This window comes from Roseibium sp. MMSF_3544 (genome assembly GCF_030732845.1).
Classification (GTDB): domain Bacteria; phylum Pseudomonadota; class Alphaproteobacteria; order Rhizobiales; family Stappiaceae; genus Roseibium.
The window spans coordinates 1-2,863 of record NZ_JASHKA010000058.1; the positions used below are offsets into that span (position 1 = coordinate 1).

The 2,863-nt window shown below is 54.7% G+C and carries 1 protein-coding gene; it reads right to left on the reverse strand.

The window, feature by feature from the left end:
• Positions 1-2,863: calcium-binding protein (locus RBB47_RS30935; RefSeq protein ID WP_305989788.1), on the reverse strand; the 2,863-nt coding region annotated here is incomplete at both ends.

Consider the following 2,863-nt stretch of genomic DNA (forward strand, 5'->3'; position numbering starts at 1 on the left):
TCTCCAGAAGACAGCCCGAACGTAACCTGCTTGTTTGACTGAATTACCGTTGTGGTCAGAACGCCGGCACCGGTAAAACTCTCTTGGGAATATGCCCAACGATCACTCGAGGTGTTGCTCCCACCAGTCTTTTCGAGCACGTTCGTCGCAAGATCGCGGCCCTGGGCCTCAGCCTCACCGAAGCCACCCTGGCCATCGCCAAGACGTGTCCAGATCGACCCGTCATCAGACGTCAGAACAGCATCAACAATGTTGTCACCGTTCAGATCTTTGTGAATCGTCGTAATTGAACTGTCCGTTTCAACTGGCATGAGATCGCGTCTATGCGACCAGGACACAAGCTGGGCCGGTTCATTACCACTCTGCAGCACCGTGTCACCAATGCGGCCCCCGACGTGGTAAATGCTCGCATCAGCATGAAGCGTCAAAGTTGGATCGGACAACAATGTACTGGTGTAAAAGACAATCCCATTCTTCAGATACTGAACCGTACCGTCAGCCAAACGATCAACTGTGAAGACATCGCCAACCGAATAAGTGCCAAAATTCCCCCTATCAATGCCGGACTCAAAAACAAAAAAATACTTGTCGGAGCGAGTGTAGATCCCGTACTCAACCGAAGTACGGTCGTCACCAACCGGAGACGCCGAGACACCAACAATCGTGGATTTATTGGTCTGCGCAACCGTTGTGCTCATAGAACCAGCCCCGGTAAACCCATCCACGGAATGGGCACCACGGTTCCAATTCGAGCCAGCATCAACCTTTTCAAGAGCATTCAACGCAAGATCGCGGGTCACATAGGGTACTGCGTTCTGAGCCTCGGTCGTCGTAAAGCTGAACTGCTCAACAGGGATGGCTGAACCTGTAAAGCGTACCCACTTGCCGTTGGCTGCATCGCCCCATGAGATCTGCGTAAAGATCCCTAAGACCGGATCGTCGACGACTTCGATCTCCAGTTGGTCTTGTGAGATATCAATGAATTGAAGCGTATCGCTGCCGCCAACTGCGCCATCAGGATCTTCGGTAATCCAGAGGTAGGAAGTCTCAGGACGGATGATGTAAGTGTCGTTACCGGCCCCTCCGTCGGCGCTTTGTTCTTTGCCTGCAACGCCCGCACCTACCTCGAGTTGATCCGCACCTTCACCACCGATGAGCGTATCGCTGCCACTGCCACCGGTCAGAACATCGTTTCCTGCGCCGCCATCAAGATGGTAGTCGATGCTCGCAAGGTTTCCTGTTACGCGATCATCGAGTTCAGCGCCTTTGAAAATCTCAAAGCCAAGATCTGAAAGCTTCTCCGTGACAAAGCCGGATCCAGCTTCAACGATGAGAGTATCCGTCCCCTCACCGCCAACGTCACGCGCCTCATAGTCCGTCCAGAATTGGTCTCCCAGACTGTAATGAACTTCGTCGTTTCCTGCCCCGGCCGACACGGTATCCTTACCCGCACCGCCCTTGATCACGTCATTCCCAGCCGATCCAACGATAATGTCGTCGTCGTCCGTACCGGTCAGATCGAAACTACCGTCCTGAAGCGATGAAATCGACTTGATCGTGGAACCATCTGCAAACGAAATGGTTTCAAAGTGCTGGCCGCCGTCGTTCAACCAGTATTCACCGGCTTCCACGCCGTTCGACCAGGCGAGGACCAAAGCATCCGGTTCAGTTTCGGATGTCATGCCAAGCGGATTGTCGCTTCCCGATGAATAATCGTATGTCGATATGCTCAGATCTGCGATGTTGAGATCGGAGAAGATCAGTGTGTCGTCACCTTCTCCAGAAACTTCAGTGATGCTTACGCGGCCATTGTCTCGTCTCAGGACAAACTGATCATCGCCTTCACCACCAATTAGTGTTTGCCAGCCGGCGTTCGCATTGCCACGACCGGCGTCCAGGACATCGTCGTCCTTGCCGCCACTCAGGCTGTCATTGCCCGCTCCGCCGAGTAGAACGTCGTGCCCGTCCTGTCCTTCCAGTGTGTCATCGTCAATGCCACCCTGGATCAGGTCATGACCACTGCCACCTTTGAGCAGATCACTTCCGCCGAAACCGGCAAGCCATTCGTTGGCCGTGCCGCCGGTAAGCGCTTGGGTGCTAGACACATCGTTATTGAACGCGGTCAGATGACCAATCCAGAAGCTGTCGCCATTGTCGAAGGCAATTCGCTCGATACGCTTGCTTGCCGTCGTCCATCCCTCGATCGTGATCGATCCCTCGAGCGATGGAAGCCCAGCATTCGTCGAACCCGGCTCGCTCTCTGCGTTTTCTGGAAGGAACCCAATTAGCAGATTGGAGCCCGAGAGGGAGAGTGTCAGGTGGTCCACGCTTATACCTGCGCCGAAAACAAGGATGTCACCGTTCTCAGCGCTTCCCGTATCTAAGATGGCATCATGTCCATCGCCGCGGTTGTAAACGTAGGTATCGTCGCCTGCGCCACCTTCCTGCCGATCGTCACCAGTTCCGCCAATCAGAACGTCGCTGCCATCGCCGGCCTGAAGAGTGTCGTCTCCAGCTCCCCCTTCAAGAGTATCCTGATCGGCACCACCTTCGAGAACGTCGTTGCCGCCTTCGCCGAACAAAACGTCATCGCCATCTTGACCTCGAAGCGTGTCGTTGCCAGCCGCCCCGAATAGACGGTCATTACCCTCCCCGCCGTCTACTATGTCGTTGCCAGCACCTGCATGAACGACGTCGTCTCCGTCGCCTGCAGATACTGTGTCATTGCCGTAACGTGTGTTGATCAGGTCGTCGTCGTTGGAACCAATTACTTCATCTTTGTACTTCTCAGCCGCACCGAACCCGCCCTGGCCATCGCCAAGACGTGTCCAGATCGACCCGTCATCAGACGTCAGAACAGCAT